General features: G+C 62.1%; 16 protein-coding genes. 11 read left to right on the top strand and 5 right to left on the bottom strand.

Features of this window, described 5'->3' with window-relative positions; all coding sequences use genetic code 11:
• Nucleotides 1–109: 109 nt before the first annotated feature.
• Both iolG and ACIPL0_RS30650 read right to left on the bottom strand, forming a co-directional pair.
• A complete protein-coding gene (gene iolG, locus ACIPL0_RS30655; RefSeq protein ID WP_400603005.1) occupies nt 110–1,108 on the bottom strand; it encodes an inositol 2-dehydrogenase in 999 nt (332 codons plus the stop codon).
• A gap of 59 nt (nt 1,109–1,167) precedes the next feature.
• Nucleotides 1,168–2,193 (bottom strand): LacI family DNA-binding transcriptional regulator, encoded by a 1,026-nt coding sequence (locus ACIPL0_RS30650; RefSeq protein ID WP_400603004.1) that lies wholly within the window; start codon nt 2,191–2,193, stop codon nt 1,168–1,170.
• Nucleotides 2,194–2,363: 170 nt separating this feature from the next.
• Here ACIPL0_RS30650 and ACIPL0_RS30645 point away from each other — a divergent pair, with 170 nt between their 5' ends.
• Both ACIPL0_RS30645 and ACIPL0_RS30640 read left to right on the top strand, forming a co-directional pair.
• Nucleotides 2,364–3,221, top strand: a complete 858-nt coding sequence (locus ACIPL0_RS30645) for an SDR family oxidoreductase (RefSeq protein WP_400603003.1) — start codon at nt 2,364–2,366, stop codon at nt 3,219–3,221.
• On the top strand, nt 3,218–4,369 hold the full coding sequence (locus ACIPL0_RS30640) for a phytanoyl-CoA dioxygenase family protein (protein WP_400603002.1): 1,152 nt from the start codon (nt 3,218–3,220) through the stop codon (nt 4,367–4,369). Before ACIPL0_RS30645 ends, ACIPL0_RS30640 begins: the two co-directional genes overlap by 4 nt.
• A gap of 129 nt (nt 4,370–4,498) precedes the next feature.
• Here the strand turns inward: ACIPL0_RS30640 and ACIPL0_RS30635 are convergent, their stop codons facing one another.
• Entirely contained in the window at nt 4,499–5,542 is a 1,044-nt protein-coding gene (locus ACIPL0_RS30635; protein ID WP_400603001.1) for a LacI family DNA-binding transcriptional regulator, read from the bottom strand.
• Nucleotides 5,543–5,745: 203 nt separating this feature from the next.
• Between ACIPL0_RS30635 and ACIPL0_RS30630 the strand changes: the two genes are divergently transcribed.
• The 6 genes from ACIPL0_RS30630 (at nt 5,746) to ACIPL0_RS30605 (ending at nt 11,006) form a co-directional block, all read left to right on the top strand.
• A complete protein-coding gene (locus tag ACIPL0_RS30630) occupies nt 5,746–6,849 on the top strand; it encodes a fatty acid desaturase family protein (RefSeq protein WP_400603000.1) in 1,104 nt (367 codons plus the stop codon).
• A 40-nt stretch (nt 6,850–6,889) separates the two neighbouring features.
• Complete coding sequence (locus ACIPL0_RS30625; RefSeq protein ID WP_400602999.1) at nt 6,890–7,222, top strand: MocE family 2Fe-2S type ferredoxin; 333 nt, start codon at nt 6,890–6,892, stop codon at nt 7,220–7,222.
• A complete protein-coding gene (locus ACIPL0_RS30620) occupies nt 7,219–8,460 on the top strand; it encodes an NAD(P)/FAD-dependent oxidoreductase (protein WP_400602998.1) in 1,242 nt (413 codons plus the stop codon). The genes ACIPL0_RS30625 and ACIPL0_RS30620 overlap by 4 nt, the downstream gene beginning before the upstream one ends.
• On the top strand, nt 8,453–9,292 hold the full coding sequence (locus ACIPL0_RS30615) for a sugar phosphate isomerase/epimerase family protein (protein ID WP_400602997.1): 840 nt from the start codon (nt 8,453–8,455) through the stop codon (nt 9,290–9,292). The genes ACIPL0_RS30620 and ACIPL0_RS30615 overlap by 8 nt, the downstream gene beginning before the upstream one ends.
• A gap of 182 nt (nt 9,293–9,474) precedes the next feature.
• The gene (locus tag ACIPL0_RS30610) at nt 9,475–10,140 is read left to right on the top strand and encodes a GntR family transcriptional regulator (RefSeq protein ID WP_400602996.1); all 666 of its coding nucleotides are present in this window, start codon (nt 9,475–9,477) and stop codon (nt 10,138–10,140) included.
• Nucleotides 10,141–10,154: 14 nt separating this feature from the next.
• Complete coding sequence (locus ACIPL0_RS30605) at nt 10,155–11,006, top strand: urea carboxylase-associated family protein (RefSeq protein ID WP_400602995.1); 852 nt, start codon at nt 10,155–10,157, stop codon at nt 11,004–11,006.
• Nucleotides 11,007–11,194: 188 nt separating this feature from the next.
• On the opposite strand, the gene ACIPL0_RS30600 is transcribed toward ACIPL0_RS30605, so the two are convergent.
• Nucleotides 11,195–11,596, bottom strand: coding sequence for a hypothetical protein (locus ACIPL0_RS30600; protein WP_400602994.1), 402 nt, complete (start codon nt 11,594–11,596; stop codon nt 11,195–11,197).
• A 237-nt stretch (nt 11,597–11,833) separates the two neighbouring features.
• Between ACIPL0_RS30600 and ACIPL0_RS30595 the strand changes: the two genes are divergently transcribed.
• Entirely contained in the window at nt 11,834–12,844 is a 1,011-nt protein-coding gene (locus tag ACIPL0_RS30595) for a zinc-binding alcohol dehydrogenase family protein (protein WP_400602993.1), read from the top strand.
• 197 nt (nt 12,845–13,041) lie between these two features.
• A complete protein-coding gene (locus tag ACIPL0_RS30590; RefSeq protein ID WP_400602992.1) occupies nt 13,042–14,172 on the top strand; it encodes a mannitol dehydrogenase family protein in 1,131 nt (376 codons plus the stop codon).
• A gap of 155 nt (nt 14,173–14,327) precedes the next feature.
• Here the strand turns inward: ACIPL0_RS30590 and uxuA are convergent, their stop codons facing one another.
• Nucleotides 14,328–15,380 carry a mannonate dehydratase gene (uxuA, locus tag ACIPL0_RS30585; protein ID WP_400602991.1) on the bottom strand — a complete coding sequence of 351 codons (1,053 nt, stop codon included), beginning with the start codon at nt 15,378–15,380 and terminating at the stop codon, nt 14,328–14,330.
• A 311-nt stretch (nt 15,381–15,691) separates the two neighbouring features.
• Between uxuA and ACIPL0_RS30580 the strand changes: the two genes are divergently transcribed.
• Nucleotides 15,692–16,981, top strand: coding sequence for an MFS transporter (locus tag ACIPL0_RS30580; RefSeq protein ID WP_400602990.1), 1,290 nt, complete (start codon nt 15,692–15,694; stop codon nt 16,979–16,981).
• Nucleotides 16,982–17,216 lie beyond the last annotated feature (235 nt).

Below are 17,216 nucleotides of genomic sequence, written 5' to 3'. Positions count from 1 at the left end.
GTGGGAGGGAGCCCTGCTCGCGAAGGCGTCAGTTCAGTCGATGCTGTGTTGCCTGACAAACCGCCTTCGTGAGCAGAGTTTCCCGGCCACATGGGCCACCGGGCGGCTATCAGATTTCCACTTTCACCGCGCGGCCGGTCTTGATAGATTCCAGCGCGCAGTTGGCCAGGTGCAGGGCTTTGAGGCCGTCCCGGGCGTTGGTTGGCAGGGGTTCGTTGGCTTTTACTGCGGCGATGAATTGGTTCAACTCGTTGCGGTAGGAATCGGCATAGCGCTCCAGGAAGAAGTTCATCAGCGGCTCCAGCACTTCGGTCTGGCTGGCGCTGTAGGTGCGCACGCTGGTGGCGCGGTGGTTGTCGTTGAGGACCATGCCTTTGGAGCCGAACACTTCCAGGCGCTGGTCGTAGCCGTACACCGCTTCGCGGCAGCAGTTGATGTGGCATTGTTTGCCGGAGGCGGTGCGCAGCAAAACCATCACGCTGTCGTAGTCGTCGATCTGCGCCAGCGCCGGGTCCACCAGACGGCTGGCGATGGCCATGACTTCCACCGGCTCCTCGCCGAGCAGGGTGCGCGCGGTGTCGAAGTCGTGGATGGTCATGTCGCGGAAAATCCCGCCCGAATGCTTGAGGTATTCCACCGGCGCCAGCCCCGGATCGCGGCTGGTGATCACCACCTGACGCACGTCGCCGATGCTGCCGTCGGCAATGGCCTTGCGCATCTGCAGGGTGTCCGGGTCGAAACGGCGGTTGAAGCCGAGCATGACCTTGCCGTTCAGCCGCTCGATGTCTTCCACGGCCTTGGCTGCCTTGGCGAAATCCAGGTCGATGGGCTTTTCGCACAGCACCGGCTTGCCCAGTTTTACCGCGCGTAGCATCAGGTCGATGTGGGTGTCGGTCGGGGTGCCGATGACGATGGCGTCGACGTCGTCGCGGGCAATCGCTTCGGCGCAGTCGTAGGCCGCCGCGCAACCCAGCTTCGCGGCCAGTTTGTCGACGCCTTCGCGCCAGGGGTCGGCGATCACCGACAGTTGCACGTCCGGGTTGGCCGCGACGTTGGCGGCATGGATGTTGGCGATGCGGCCTGCGCCGAGAACTGCGATGCGAAGCATGGGTGGATCTCCTTGGATTGTTGTTGTCAGGAACGATCGGTGCGTGGGTACGGCAAGACTCAATGGGCCAGGTTGAACGGCGTGACGATCTGTACCGGCGAGGCAGGGATCGGGTCGGCCTTCCACAGGCGGTGAAATTGCAGGATGTGCAGGAACGCGTTGCGTGCGTCGACTTGCAGGTTGTGGTCGATGATCGCGGCGATCTTCTCTTCGGCGAGCAACTGGCGGTTTTCCTGATCCAGATCGTGGCCGATGAACACCGCCAGCGGCCTTTCCAGCGCGGCGAAGGCGTCGACCACGGCACGATTGCCACCGCCGACGCTGTAGATGGCCTTGATCGACGGGTTGTCGCGCAGCGCCTGGGTCATGCGCTCGAAGGTCGGTTCGTAGACACCGAAGCCGCCGCTGACATCGACCACCCGCAGGTGCGGTGCGCGGCTGCGCAGCCAGGTGCGAAAGCCCATTTCGCGTTCTTCTTCGCCGCGAAACAGTTCGCTGCTGATCACCACCGCGACGTCTTGCGCGGCGTTGTCCAGCCAGCGCGACATCAGGTAGGCGGCGGTCTGGCCGGCGGTGCGGTTGTCCATGCCGATGTAGCCGATGCGCTCGCTTTGCGGCAGGTCGGACACCAGCGTCACCACTGGAATGCCGGCGGCGGTCACTTGATTCACTGCCTCGTTGATCTGCGGCTCGTCGGCGGCCTTGAGAATCAGGCCCTGGCTGCCCTTGCCGATGCAACGCAGGATCAGGTCGTGCATCTGCTGGGTGTCGATTTCCTGATACAGGTGGAAGCGCGGAAAGATGCGGAACGGCGCCAGGCTGCCGAGTTGCGCGTGAATCGCTTCCTGCACCGCGTCGCTGAAGCGCTTCGGCACGTGCAGGATGATGTCGATGTGAAAGGTGCGACCGACCGCAGGCCCGGACTTTTCCTGGGCTTCGAGTTCTTCCAGGGCTTGCTGGATGCGCCGGTTGGTCTGGTAATGCACGCTGCCGCGCTCGTGCAGCACACGGTCGACCGTGGCTTTGCTGACGCCGGCATGGGCGGCGATCTGCTTGATGGAGAAGCGTCTGGCACGGTCGAGCATGGAATCACCTGGCCTTTGAGTCTTTTGAGGTCTTGTTGAGGTTGATCCGGGCCTCTATGAGGTGATCGCAATGCTAGTCTCAGTTCCATTCGTTGTACAGATGGAAATTAAATTCTATCTTGTCTCGGCGAATCACCCGCACCCAAAAACAACAAATGCAGGAGAAGGGCATGTCTGGTCTGGATTTGACTCAATCGTTCACCGGCCGTTATTTCGTCGTCACCGGAAGCACCCAGGGCCTCGGCGCCGCCGTCGCCCGCACCCTCGCCGAGCGCGGCGCTGCTGGCCTGATCATTTGCGGGCGCAGTCGCGACAAGGGTGAGCAGCAGGCCCGGCAACTGGCCGAACTGGATTGCCAGGCGTACTTCGTTGAGGCCGACATGGAAAACGTCGACGATTGTCGCCGGGTGGTCGCGGAGGCCAAAAAACGCTTCGGCACGGTTCATGGGCTGGTCAACTGCGCCGGCATGTCCGATCGCGGCAGCATCATCGACACCTCACCAGAGCTGTTCGACCGCATCTTCGCGGTCAACGTCAGGGCGCCGTTCTTCCTCATGCAGGAATGCATCAAGCTGATGATCGCCACCCAGGTCGAAGGCTCGATCGTCAGCATCCTCAGCGTCTCCGGTCATGGCGGCCAGTCGTTTCTCTCGGCCTATGCCGCGTCCAAGGGCGCCCTGGCGATCCTCACCAAGAACGTCGCCTTCAGCACCTTGCGCAACCGTATCCGGGTCAACGGCCTGAACATCGGCTGGATGGACACCCCCCACGAAGACCAGATCCAGCGTCAGTACCACGGCGCCGACGATGGCTGGCTGGCCCGTGCCGAAGCGCAGGCGCCGTTTGGTCGCCTGCTCAAGCCGCAGGAAGTGGCCAACAGCGTGGCCTATCTGCTTTCGGATCAGTCGGGCATGACCACCGGCTCGGTGATCGACATGGAACAGGGCATCATGGGCTGCGGTGACGGTTCGACGCCGCGCCCTGACGCGCCGCTGACTCTGGACGGGCTGGGTGGAGCAGGGCAGTGAGCCTGTTCGCCGGCGCCGCCGACATTGACGTCAAGGCGTTCGCGGCGCTGTGTGAACAGCACGCCGATGTCACCGAGTATCCCCATGCTCTGGAGGTGGTCGATCGCGTGGTGATCTATCACGCGGACACCTTGCGCGCGGCCATTGAGCACGATCCACGGCCGCTGATGAGCGAACTGCACCGGCTGTTTCGTGACGGTCCCGGCGTGATGGTGGTGCGTGGCGCCTACACCGATGCGGCGGTGGTGGACCGTCACAGCGAAGTGTTCCGCCAGATCATCGCCGACGAAGCGGCGAAAGTGGTGCGCGCCGACCATTTCGCCAAGGCCGGGGCCAATCAGCGCATCTGGAACTCGCTGCAAAAGGCCGCCGAATACTCGCCGGATTCGTTCATCGAGTATTACGCCAATCCGCTGTTGGGGCTGATCGCCGAAGCCTGGCTGGGGCCGTATTTCCAGGCCACGGCGCAGGTCAATGTGGTCACCCCCGGCGGCCAGGCGCAGCAGCCGCACCGCGACTATCACCTGGGGTTTCAGAGCGATGGGGTGGTGGCGAGTTACCCGCTGCCGCTGCATCGGTTGTCGCAGAACCTGACGCTGCAAGGCGCGGTCGCCCACACCGACATGCCGCTGGAAACCGGGCCAACGCTGCTGTTGCCGTTTTCCCAGCAGTACGATTTGGGCTATCTGGCGTGGCGCGATCAGCGCTTCATCGATTATTTCGCCGAACATGCCGTGCAACTGCCGCTGAACAAGGGCGATCTGCTGTTCTTCAACCCGGCGCTGTTTCATGCGGCGGGGACCAACCGCACGACCGATCAGTACCGCATGGCCAACCTGCTGCAGATTTCGGCGGCGTTCGGCAAGCCGATGGAAACGGTCAACCGTGAACGCATGGTGCTGGCGCTGTACCCGTCGTTGCTGAGACGGGTGGAGCAGGGCGAGTTGGATGAAATGGGCATGCAGGCGGTGATCGCCATGAGCGCCGACGGCTATTCGTTTCCCACCAACCTCGACACCGACCCGCCGCTGCACGGCATGGCGCCACAGACCGGGCAGCAGTTGCTGGAGCAGGCGCTGCGTGAACGCTGGCCGGTGCAACGGTTTGTCGAGGCGGCGGAAGCGATGCGGGTGAAGCGGTTGGCGTGACCGCTTGACGCCGCACCTTGTGGGAGCGAATTCATTCGCGATTGGCCAGTATCGTCGACCCATTTGTAGGGGATGAACGATTTTTCGCGAATGAATTCGCTCCCACAATTGGGTCTCCGTGCAGGGCTGCTAAATATTCTCCGGCGTCACGATCTGCAACGGCACCAGCACCCGGTGCCGTTGCGGGTCGATCTCGGCGCCCTTCGGCAATTCCACCATCACGTCGATCAATTCCTTGGCGATCAGCCGTGGCTGGGAGTCGATCACCAGAGTCACCAGCCCTTTGCGCATGGCCTGGCGCGATTCCACCGTCGGCTCCTGCAGGATCACGCACAGCGGCGGCCGTTCAGGCGTCGCCGCCAGCGCGCTGATCACCCCCTCGACACCGCCACCGGCCACATAAATGCCGCGCAGGTCGGGATGGCGCGCCAGCAGCTCCAGCGTGGCTTCTTCGGTGATCGCGCCGTTGTCCAGCGTCACGATGGGCGGCAGCACGCGAAACTGCGGGGCCTTTTCCTCGAAGAAACTGCGTACTCCGGCTTCGCGCTGCTCATGCCCGAGAAAACGATGGCCGCCGAGCATCACCGCTACCGTGCCGCCCGCCGGGTGCGAGCCGTGGGCGATCAGCCAGCCGGCGGTGCGACCGACCTCGTGGTTGTCGGTGCCGACATAGGAGCCCGGCGCGTGGGTCGGCAATTCGGTGAGCAGCGACACCACCGGCACCCCCTCAAGGCGCACCTGCTCGATGGCTTCCAGGATCAGCGGGTGCTCGAAACTGACCAGCGCCAGGCAGTCACAGCGTTGGGCCAACTGGCGGATCTGCCCGGCGATCGATTGCGGCGTGCGGTCGTGGATCAATTCGACATGGCAAACGATATTCGCCGTGCGCGAATCCCGCGCCTGTTCGACGATGGCGTCGCTCAGGGTTTTATAAAACGTCTGTGAAGTGCCCAACAGCAGAAAGCCGAAGTGATACGCCGGCTTCTTTTCATTGATGCGTTGCGAGATCAAGCGGGCGGCGAAATAGCCGACGGCTTCGGCAGCCTGGTGAACCTTTTCCGCGGTTTCAGGATTGACCGGCGCACGGGCGTTAAGCACGCGGTCGACGGTGGCGACACTCAAGTTGGCGTAGTGCGCCACGGTGGCGATGGTCGGGCGTTTTTTATTGTTCATGCGACCTTGATTAATTGTTTTTCAGTCGGCTGTTTTGCTGTTTCAGCGTGCTTGATAGAAAACTATCAAGGCCAGGCAAGGCTGGATGATAGCTTGAGAGAGAATACTTTCAAGGCCTTGTTGCAGAGCGGTCGCTCTCTATATTTTTGAATCAGCGGCGTCGTTGGAACGGCGTGCTTTTCAATCGTTGGAGAACAATAACAATGTCCCAGATTCCCCATGATCCGCGACGCGGAAAAGATTACAGCCTGACCGGCGAACAGGCCCGGCGTGCCGAAGAAGCCGGCCTTGCTTCGGCCGTCTGGTATCAGTGCCCGGTGCCGCGCAAACGCATGAAGGAACTCATGCAGCGCAGCAATGGCCGTGCCCTGCGCGACACCGCTCTGTGGCTCGGCGGGCTGCTGTTGACGGGCTGGGGCGGCTACGTGTTCTGGGGAACGGCGGCCTGCGTGCCGTTCTTTCTGGTTTACGGCCTGCTGTACGGCACCGCCGCCAATTCGCGCTGGCACGAAGCCGGCCATGGCACGGCGTTCAAGACCCGCTGGATGAATGAGGTGGTCTATCAACTGGCCTGTTTCATGGTCATGTATGAACCACAGGTCTGGCGCTGGAGCCACGCTCGCCATCACACCGACACCATCATCGTCGGCCGCGACCCGGAAATCGTCGAACCGCGTCCGCCGCGCCTGAGCATGATCGCCTTCAAGCTGTTTTCGCTGCCCCACGTGGTCAACACGTTCAAATCGTTGTTCCAGCATGCGTCGGGCCAGTTGAGTGCCGATGAGAAAGTCTTCGTGCCCGAGTCAGAGTGGCCCAAGGTCTACCGCACCGCGCGGATCTGGCTGGTGTTGCACGGCCTGGTGATTGCTTCGGCGCTGTACCTCAATTCGTGGCTACCGCTGATGTATGTGCTGTTGCCGACGATGTACGGTGGCTGGCTGAGTTATGTCTTCGGCCTGACCCAGCATGTCGGCCTGGCCGAAGACGAACTCGATCACCGCAAGAACTGCCGCACCATCTATATGAATCCGGTGTTCCGCTTCTTTTATTCGGACATGAACTATCACCTGGAACATCACATGTTTCCGATGGTGCCGTACCACGCGCTGGCCAAACTTCATGAAGAAATAAAAGACGACTGCCCGCCGCCTTATAAAAATCTGATCGAGGCGTATCGGGAAATCATTCCGACCCTGCTCAAACAGCGCAAGGATCCGTCTTTCTATATCAAGCGACCGGTGCGCGAACCGGCCAACGACGCGGCCACTGAAACCGTACCTGCGACACAGGAATCAGCGTTCAGCTGAAACCTTCACCCCTTCATTCAAGAATAAAAAGGACACTGCCATGAGCAATCAGTGGGTAGAGGTGTGCCACGTCGACGATATCGATGAAGAAGACGTGATCCGTTTCGATCATCAGCAAAAGACCTACGCGGTGTACCGCTCGGCCAACAGCGAATACTTCGCCACCGACGGTCTGTGCAGCCACGAACGCATTCACCTGGCCGATGGCTTGGTCATGGACTTCGTGATCGAGTGCCCCAAACACAACGGCCGTTTCGACTACCGCAACGGCAAGGCGCTGAACGCGCCGGCCTGCATCAACCTGAAAACCTACCCGGTGAAAGTCGAAGCCGGCCGGGTGCTGCTCAATCCGCAAGGGCAGGGCGAGGCATGAACCAGGACGCGATGGTGATCGTCGGTGCTGGCCATGCGGGCGGGCGCGCGGCGCTGACCCTGCGTGAGGCCGGATTCAGTGGGCGCATCGTGCTGATCGGTGATGAAGGGCACTTGCCCTACGAGCGACCGCCGCTGTCCAAGGCGCTGCTCAAGGGTGAGTCGACCCTTGAGGAGTGCAGTCTATTCAGCGAGGCGGCGTTTATCGCTTCGGGCATCGAGCACCTGAGCTGCGTGCGCGTCACGGCCATCGACGCCGCGCGTCATCGCCTGAGCCTGGATAACGGCACGCAACTGGAATACGCCAGGTTGCTGCTGGCGACTGGCGGCCAGTCGCGGCGTCTGGATGTGGGTGGGCGCGAGTTCGCCAATGTGCATTATCTGCGCACGTACGACGAAGCGGTCGCGCTGGAACAAAGCCTGACGCCCGGTGCGCGTCTGCTGGTGGTTGGCGGGGGCTTTATCGGCCTGGAAGTGGCGGCGACAGCGCGGGAACGTGGCTGTGCGGTGACGGTGCTGGAAGCCGGTATGCGACTGGCGGCACGGGCGTTGCCGGAACGACTGTCGGAAACGCTGCTGCGGGTGCATCGCGACAACGGCGTGGTAATTCACCTTGGCGCGCGCATCGAAGCCTTTCACGGAGAAGGCAGACTGAGCGCGGTGCAATTGGCGAGCGGCGAGCTTTTGCCCTGCGACGTGCTGCTGGTGGGTATCGGTATGCAGCCGAATCTGCAATTGGCGCAAGACGCCGGCCTGGCAACCGGCAGCGGGATCAAGGTTGACCGCTTCTTGCAGACCAGTGCAGCCGACATCTATGCCGCCGGTGATGTCTGCGAGTTTGCGGGGCATGAGGGGCAGTGGCAGCGCCAGGAAACCTGGCGCAATGCCGAAACTCAGGGGCGACTGGCGGCGCTGAACATGCTCGGTCAGCAACAGGCGTTTGCCGGGGTGCCGGGCTTCTGGTCCGATCACTACGCCTATGGCCTGCAAACGGTGGGCATGCTGGCGGCGGATGCGCGGGTGATCGCCCGTGACGACGCCGACGGCGGTTTTCTGCTGCTGTATGTCGATGGTCAAGAGCGCTTGCTGGGTGCCAGCGGCTGGGGGCTGGGCAATCGCGTGGCCAAAGACATCAAGCTGTGCGAACGGTTGATTGAAAGCGCGGTGGCGTTGCCGCTGGAACAACTGGCCGATGTGGGCGTGTCGCTCAAGAGCTTGCTGCGAGGTGTGCATGCATAACGGCAGAGAGCTGGTGGTGTTTCAATCGATGTGGGCGATGCAGAACGAGCACGGTGTGTTGCCCGGCCCGCTGGAAGCGCAACTGACGAAGATCGCCGAAGCCGGTTTCGACGGCATCACCGATCATTATTACGAACCGCGTGCAGCGCGGCGGCTGGCGGCGTTGGCCAGCAGCCTGGGTTTGCAGATCGAAGGGCAGTTGTTTCCGAAAACTGTCGATGAGTTGCAACCGGCACTGGAGATCGCGAGTGAATTCGGCTGTCATCACCTGACCCTTCAGGCCGACGTGCGCCCGCGTACGCTCAAGGAAGCAGTCACTTTGGCCGAAGGCTGGATGCGCCTGGCCGAGCAGGTGGACTTTCCGGTGCTGCTGGAAACCCACCGTTACCGGCTGACCAACGACCTGCATTTCACCCTCGACCTGCTGCGGGAACTGCCCGCTCTCAAGCTGCTTGCGGATCTGTCGCATTACGTGGTCGGTCGGGAGATTCCCCAGACGCCGGACGCCGACGATCACGCGCAGATCGAAGCCATTCTGCGCCACAGCTGGGGTTTTCACGGACGGGTCGCCAGTTGCGAACAGGTGCAGGTGCCGATCAGCTTTGAACAGCACAAGCCGTGGCTGGCGCTGTTTCGTGGCTGGTGGCAGTACGGAATCGAGGACTGGCTCAGGCGCCCGGATACGGCGGGGAGTCTGTCGTTTACCTGCGAACTGGGCCCGCCGCCGTACGCGATCACCGACCGTAACGGCCGGGACGTCAGCGACCGCTGGGAGGAGGCGTTGCTGATGAAGGACATGGCCCGGGATCTGTGGCGGAGATCGGCGTGTTGACACAAATCGGTGTAGGAGTGAGCTTGCTCGCGATGGCGTTGTGTCAGTCACATAACCACAAGCAGACCCTCAGCAATCTCGAGCAAGCTCACTCCTACAAAAAACACGTACTTCTGGCACGCCCTGTGCTGTCCTGAATGCAAGCGGGTTGTTGAACAATCCATGCCATTCAGGAATTCATTGTGTCCATCGCCAAACAAAACGGCCTGTCCCTGGCCGATCAGGTCGCTCACGAGCTGCGCGAAGACATCATCGACGGTCGCTTGTTGTCCGGCATGCCGCTGGTGGAAAGCGAGCTGGTGCGCGGTTACAACGCGTCGCGTAACACCGTGCGCGAGGCGTTACACCTGCTCGGTCGCGAGGGGCTGACGACCTATGTGCGACACAAGGGCGTGATCGTCCGTCGCCTGAGCGTCGATGACGTGCGCGACCTGTTCATGGTCAGGCGTACGCTGGAGTCGCGCGCCATTCTCGGCGGCAAGCCGCTGGCCGATCAGCACTCGCAGCGCATGGCCGATGCCCTCGATGCTGCCGACCTGGCCTGTGAGCGGGAAGACTGGCGCGCTTTCGGCAGCCACAGCCTGCGCTTCCACCAACATGTGGTGGGGCTGCTGCACAGTCCGTCGTTCGACGAGTTTTTCACCAATATCGTTGCGCAGATGCGCCTGGTGTTTTCCGCCGCCCCCGACGAAGCCCGCTATCAGGCGCCGTGGCTAGAGCGAGACCGCCATATCCATCAACTGCTGATCGACGGTCACCGGGCCGAAGCCGGCGACGCCATGGACAGTTACCTCAACGATTCCGAACAGCAGGCACTGGATTTGCTCTCCAGTGTCGCCAGACCCTGAGCCAGGAGATTGCCATGTACAAAGACTACCCAGCCGCTTATCAGGTCAGCAAAGGCGCGGCCTTGCAGGTCGACACTGCGTTCTATGAGCGCATCCGCACCCAACAGGACGGCCGCACGCTGGTCGAGCAGTTCGAAGTGCCGATCCGCACCGGGCGGGCCTGGAAGGTCAAGGCCGGGCAGGTATTCCGTGTCACTACGCCGGTCGGGCCGCAGGTCGGCGACTTCAACGTGTGGAACGCCAACGACCCGCGCGAGCGCATGTGGGCGGCGCGCACCCGCCAGTTGCAGGGCGCCCATGTCACCACCCATGACCGCCTGTGGTCGAACCTGCCGTTCCTGCGGCCAATGGTCACCATCACCGATGACAGTCTGGCCGCCTATGGCATCGACGAACACGGCGGCCGTTTGCACGATCTGCTTGGCACCCGTTGCGATCCGTACGTGAACAAGATGCTCACCGGCGAAGACTTCCACCATCACTGCCACTCCAACCTGACCCGCGCCGTACTGCCCCACGGCCTGACCGAATTCGACGTACACGACGTGCTGAACATCTTCCAGTGCACCGGCCTGAACCACGACGACATGTACTTCATGAAAGCCTGCCCGGCGAAGCAGGGCGACTACCTGGAGTTCTTCGCCGAAATCGATCTGCTCTGTGCGTTGTCGACCTGCCCGGGCGGCGACCTGTCGCTGCCGATGTGGGGACCGGAAGCGCAGGACCCGCTCAGCGTCTGTCGGCCTTTGGGGGTGGAGATCTATGATCTGGAGGCGTCGCTGTTGAACGGCTGGGAGTCGCCGAAGCGTGCGGAGTACAACGGCTTGCATGGGCTGAAAATCGAACGGGCGGCGTGGGAGAAGTAACTCGACGCTGTTGTGAAATTCAACGCTGACCCTTGTAGGAGCTGGCTTGCCCTGCGACCGGCGGGGAACCCGTCGTAAAACCTGTGCATGCGGTCTGTCTGATACACCGTGTTCGCGGATTTTACGACTGCTTCGCAGCCGGTCGCAGGGCAAGTCAGGTCCTACAAGGTATTGCGTTGCTTCAGGCTTCAAGCATCCCGCAACAAGTCATGGGCGTTGAGCAGGCTCCAGGCGATTTCCGGGCGTTTCTCAAGGCCCCGGCGAATCGCCGCCGGGATCGACTGGCGGGTCTTGCGGCACATGCCGGGCAGGTCGGCGATGTCGATGACGATACCGCGCATGCTGCGCACTTCGTTGAAGCCGGGGGCAATCTCCAGGCGGATGCCGAGCAATTCGTACATGCGCCGCTGCATGTGCTCCAGATCGCCGAGGCTGGCGATGTTTTCCAGACGCTCCAGCAGCTTTTTTTCTTCCTGCCGGGTCAGGCACAGGATGCGCATGTCCGTGCCCGGCGTTTCCAGCAGGCGTTCGCGGTCGCAGATGCAGGCACCGGGCGGGCAGGGTGAGCGGATCGGCAGAGAGGCAGTCATGAGCTTGATCATAGCGAGGGCGGAGCGGGATTTGTAGCGGCCTGTCGGTGCGCGACAAGGGGTGGTCGGTGCTTTTAATCTGGTAAGGCCAAAATTCATAAAATAATAATTGGTCTTGCCAATTGCAGGATCGCTGTGTAGCTTTTTTCCAGCGCACGGACGGCCATTGCGGCCTGTCCGCGCAGCATCCGCATAACAATAATCGGCCCGACCACCTGCCGGGCCCGGAGACACGACATGCTCACAGTGGTCTGCGAAAAGCCCGGTTCCCTGCTCGCCGAACAACGCCAGAAACCTGAACGCGCCCCTGGCGAGACGCTGGTGCGGATCAAGCGCGTCGGCGTCTGCGGCACCGATCTGCATATCTTCAACGGCAACCAGCCGTTTCTCGAATACCCGCGGGTCATGGGCCACGAATTCTCCGGCATCGTCGAACAGAGCGAGGCGGGCAGCGGCCTTGCGCCGGGCGACGTGGTGTATGTGATGCCGTATCTGTCCTGCGGCGACTGCATCGCCTGCCGTCAGGGTAAGACCAACTGTTGCGTGCGCATTCAGGTGCTGGGCGTGCATCGCGACGGCGCCTTCACCGAATACCTGAGCCTGCCCCATGCCTTCGTGCTGAAAGCCGACGGCGTGACCCTGGATCAGGCGGCGATGATCGAATTTCTCTCCATCGGCGCCCATGCCGTGCGCCGTTCCGACATCCAGCCGGGGCAGCGTGCGCTGGTGGTTGGCACCGGGCCGATCGGCATGGCGGTGGCGATCTTCTCGCGACTGCGTGGCGCCAACGTCACCGTGCTGGACACCCGTGAGGACCGCTTGGGATTCTGCCGCGAGCACTTGCAGGTGGACGCGGCGGTGTTGATTGGCGACAGCGACAAGCAGCAACTGGAACAGCTGACTCATGGCGAATTCTTCGACGTGGTGTTCGACGCCACCGGCAACGCCCGGGCCATGGAACGCGGTTTCGAGTTCATCGCCCATGGCGGCAAGTACGTGCTGGTGTCCATCGTGCGCGACACCATCAGCTTCTCCGATCCTGAGTTCCACAAGCGCGAAGCGACGCTGATGGGCAGCCGCAATGCCACGGTCGAGGACTTCCGCTACGTCGAGCAATGCCTGCGCGACGGTTTGATTCCGGATGCGGCGCTCAACACCCATCGCATGACCCTGAGCGAAGTCAGCGAACGCTTCCCGAGTCTGCTCGACCCGGCGCAGGGCGTGGTCAAGGCGATTGTCGAGTGTTGAACCCGACGCCGGTCATGCCTGCGAATACCTTGTAGGAGCCGGCTTGCTGGCGAATGCATCGTGTCAGTCACCCCCGCATTGGCTGATTCGCCGCCGTTCGCCAGCAAGCCGGCTCCTACAGGGTCGCAGTGCGCATGCCCGGCGATTGCGCCTTCAAAAAACGCCACCAGTCTTATGTATTCGAGAGAGTGAGCCCCATGACCCACCCAACCGCCACCCCCATCCTGCAATTCGGCACCAGCCGCTTTTTGCAGGCCCATGCCGATCTGTTCATTTCCCAGGCCCTGGCCCGAGGCGAAGCGCTGGGGCAGGTGACGGTGGTGCAAACCACGGCCAGCGCCGACAGCGCCCGGCGTGTTCAGGCGCTGGCCAGTGGCGCGGGGTATCCGGTGCGGGTTCAGGGCATGGAAGATGGCCGCACCATAGACGAAGAGCACTGGTCCACCGCGATCAGCAACGCCTGGCAGGCCAGCCATGACTGGGCGCGCATTCGTCAGGCCATGGCGCAGGACGTGCAGGTGGTGATTTCCAATACCGGCGACAAAGGCTACGTGCTCGACGGCCATGACACGGCGGCGTCGCTGGCCGATAACGCCGCAGCGCCAGTCAGCTTTCCCGCCAAGTTGCTGGTGTTGCTACACGACCGCTGGCGGAAGAATCCTGCGGCGCCGCTGTCGCTGTTTCCCTGCGAGCTGGTGTCGCGCAACGGTGACGTGCTGCGTGACCTGCTGATCGGGCTGGCGGCGGACTGGCAGCTGGATTCGGCGTTTGTCGGGTACTTGAGTGATCACTGCCGGTGGGCCAATTCGCTGGTCGATCGCATCGTTTCGCAACCCATCGAGCCGGTGGGGGCGGTGGCCGAGCCCTACGCGATCTGGGCCATCGAGCGTCAGGACGGGTTGATCTTGCCGTGTACCCACCCGTGCATCGTGGTCACCGATGATTTGCAGCAGTACGAACACTTCAAGCTGTTCATGCTCAATCTGGGGCACAGCTGGCTGGCCGAGCGTTGGCTGGCGGATGGGCGAGCTCCGGACGAAACGGTGTTCCAGGCCATGAACGACCCGGTTCTGCGGCAGAGTCTGGAGGAGCTGTGGGAGCAGGAAGTCCTGCCGGTGTTTGCCGCCAGAGGGCAACTGGCCCAGGCACGGGATTATCTGGCGACGGTGCGCGACCGTTTTCTCAACCCGTTCCTGCAGCACCGCATCGCCGACATCGCGCAGAACCATGAGCAGAAGAAACAGCGGCGGTTTCTGCCCGTGATCCAGATGGCACCGGCGGGGTTGTTGCAGCCGAAGCTTGCGGCTGCGACACGGGACCTCAGATAAAACAGCCTGTGGGAGGGAGCTCTGCTCGCGAAGGCGTCGGTTCAGTCATTGCCGTATTGCCTGATGCACCGATTTCGCGAGCAGGGCTCCCTCCCACAGGTCTGATGTCGCCTGACAGAGGTGGGCTGAGCACCACACCTCCGCCAGCGCAAGTATCAACCCGCTTGCGTCATGCCCTTGCGAACGCCTTCCCACAAGCCGTTCAGATACACCGCCCCCAGCGCCCGGTCGTACAGGCCGTAGCCCGGCTTGCCGGTCTCGCCCCAGATCATGCGCCCGTGGTCGGGTCGGTAATAACCGCTGAAGCCGGTCTCGACATAGGCCCGGACGATCTCGGCCATGTCCAGCGAGCCGTCTTCGGAACGGTGCGCCGTCTCGTAAAAATCACCCGCTGCATTGACCTTCACATTGCGCAGGTGGGCGAAATGAATGCGCCCCTGGCCGCCAAATTCGCGGACCAGCGACGGAATGTCGTTACCCAGATCCGCGCCCAATGAGCCGGAGCACAGTGTCAGACCGTTGGCCGGGTCGTCGACCATGGCCATGATCTGCGCCAGGTCCGCGCGGTTTTTCACCACACGTGGCATGCCGAACATCGGACGCGGTGGGTCGTCCGGGTGCAGCGCCATCTTGATTCCGGCATCGCGGGCCACTGGAATGATCCGCTCAAGGAAATACGCCAGCCGCTCGCGCAGGGTGTCCTCGTCGACCTGAGCGTATTCCTCGATCAGCGCGCGCAGGGTCTGCGGTTCGTAACTGATGTCCCAGCCCGGCAGGCTGATGCCGTCGTCGAGGTTGGCGGCTTCGATCACCGCGACATCGAAGGCGAGAGTGGTGGAGCCGTCCGGTAGCTCCATGTCCAGCACCGAGCGGGTCCAGTCAAACACCGGCATGAAGTTGTAGCAGACCACCTTGATCCCGCAGGCGGCGAGGTTGCGCAGGGTCTGGGCGTAGTTGTCGATCAGGCGGTCACGGCTGGGCAGGCCGCGCTTGATGTCTTCATGCACCGGCACGCTTTCGATGACTTCCAGGTCCAGCCCGTGTTCGTTCACCCGAGCCTTGAGTGCGGCGATCTTCTCCAGCGGCCAGACCTCGCCGACCGGAATGTCGTAGATCGCCGAGACGATGCCGGTCATGCCGGGGATCTGGCGGATGTACTGCAGGGTCACGGGATCGCTGTCGCCGTACCAACGGAAAGTCATCTTCATCGCTGAGTCCTTGTTGTTATCGAAGCGTGTTCAAGCGCCGCAGAAAGCAGGCCCGGGCGAGTATAGATTGGTCAGGCCAAATTGTGAAAATCCTGAGTGTCCGGAAAGAAAAAGGCAAAAAAAGCGCTTTTTTGGTTTTCGTTCTGATGGTTTCGGGTCTAGTATCGGCTGCATTCGGATTTTTGGTCAGGCCAATTGTCGGGGCTTCAGCGGGCTGTATCCGCCCTGAAGCCCCAACAGACAAAGGGCCTGAGCGCTGACCGAAGCGCGCACGACGTCTTACTCATAAAAATAAAACAGGAGGACTCGCTATGCAGAAAGGTCGTTGGTTGGTCATTTTTCTCTGCTTTCTGGCCGTTGCCATCAACTACATCGACAGGGCCAACCTCGCGGTGGCCGCTCCCTATATCCAGAAAGAACTCGGCCTGGGCTCCGGCCAGATGGGCCTGCTGCTCAGCGGCTTTTTCTGGACCTACGCATTGATGCAAATGCCGTTCGGCTGGTTCGTCGACAAGGTCGGCGCCAGGATCGCGCTGCCGCTCGCCGTGGCCTGGTGGTCGTTGTTCACTGCGGCGACCGCAGCGGCCAGCAGTCTGGCGGCGATGTTTGGCTGCCGCCTATTGTTGGGCGTGGGGGAGGCGGGGGCCTATCCGTCCTGCGCCAAGATCGTCAGCCAGTGGTTCGACGTGAAGGAGCGCGGTTTTGCCACCAGCATCTTCGACAGCGGCTCGCGGGTGGGCTCGGCGCTGTCGATCCCGGTCGTGGCGCTGATCATCGAGCTGTGGGGCTGGCGCGCCTCATTCGTCATCACCGGCGCCGTAGGTTTTATCTGGGTGGTCGGCTGGTTTCTGGTCTACAAGGAGCCGAAAGCCGTTGCCGCCATCGAGCAACATGAGGCTGGCAAGGTGGCTGCGGCACTGGCCCGGCCCAAGGTCAAATGGGCGTCGCTGTTCCGCCATCGCACCCTGTGGGGGATGATGCTGGGCTTCTTCTGCCTGAACTTCGTGATCTATTTCTTCATCACCTGGTTCCCGACCTATCTGGTCACCGAGCGCGGCTTCTCGCTGAAATCCCTCGGCACGCTGGGCACTTTGCCGGCGATTGCCTCCATTGTCGGCGGCTGGATCGGCGGGCTGACCTCCGACGCGCTGTACCGGCGCGGCTGGAGCCTGACGGCGGCGCGCAAGACCTGCATCGTCGGCGGCATGCTGATGTCGTCGAGCATTTCGTTGTCGGTGTTCACTGAAAACACCTATGCGATGCTGGGGTTCTTCAGCCTGGCCTATGCGAGTCTGGCCTTTGCCGGTGCGAGCATCTGGTGCCTGCCCGCCGACGTCGCACCGACCCCGGCTCACGTGGCGTCGATTGGCGGCATCCAGAACTTTGCCTCCAACACGGCGGGGATTTTCATCACTACTTTCACCGGGTTCATGCTGGTGATGGGCAATGGTTCGTTCACCGCGCCATTGATGACTGCCGGTGCGTTCGCGTTGCTGGGGGCGTTCAGTTACCTGTTTATCGTCGGCAAGATCGAGCCGCTGTCGATCAGTCCTGATCAACAGGCCGCAATCGACCCGACCCGCGTGGCGCAACGCACATAAGCCCACCCACAGAGGTGTGTGGTGTTTGCCGAATCATGGCAGGGCCACACACTCTGCAGATCCACCGCAAAACCCCGTGGGAGGGAGCCCTGGTCGCGAAAGCGTCAGGTCAGACACCTCTATATTGAATGTGTCGACACATTCGCCAGCAAGCCGGCTTGTATGCTTAGACTTGATGGGGTGGGCAGGACGGAAAGCCGAATCTGACTCTAGCCAGTACAGACCGTTGGGAGAC

This window comes from Pseudomonas sp. NPDC090208 (assembly GCF_044746785.1).
In the GTDB taxonomy this organism is placed as follows: domain Bacteria; phylum Pseudomonadota; class Gammaproteobacteria; order Pseudomonadales; family Pseudomonadaceae; genus Aquipseudomonas.
The sequence above is the reverse complement of the archived record's forward strand: the minus strand, read 5'-3'. Positions and strand labels throughout refer to the sequence as shown.